The sequence below is a fragment of the Vibrio sp. T20 genome, assembly GCF_007858795.1.
Taxonomy (GTDB): Bacteria; Pseudomonadota; Gammaproteobacteria; order Enterobacterales; family Vibrionaceae; genus Vibrio; species Vibrio satsumensis.
Genome location: NZ_VFEB01000007.1, coordinates 1 through 398 on the forward strand (window position 1 = coordinate 1; position 398 = coordinate 398).

Annotated in this window: 1 pseudogene; it reads right to left on the reverse strand. The window is 47.0% G+C overall.

The features are described from left to right. Nucleotides 1-398 (reverse strand): annotated as a pseudogene (locus FTW16_RS01085) (transcriptional regulator MalT); the annotation flags it as partial.

A 398-nucleotide genomic window follows, 5' to 3' on the forward strand; every position in this document is an offset into this window, starting at 1 on the left:
TAGCGGTTTAATGATTCGATCAAACCAAGCGCATCTTCGCGTTGGGTGAGGGCAAACACCAACTCATCATTGAAGTGGTCAAGCACGGAAACTTGCATCAAGAAATGACGAGTTTCGTGATCGAGTAGGTCAAATACTTCTTCTACCAGGTAATCCCATAAATGCGCGTGATTGAACTGCGATACCGACTCTACGGTTTGTGCCAATGTACGGTTTTGATGTTGCGCTTGCAACGCGATCAACTGCATCGCCGATGGCCAACCTTCCACATAGGTTCTGAGGCTGTTTGCCATGTCTTCGTCGATGCCATCGGCAATACGCTGATTAAAGAAGCGAGTCGTTTCTTCGGTATCGAACGACAACATCTCGTTGCCGATTTCGATCATTAAATCACCAAC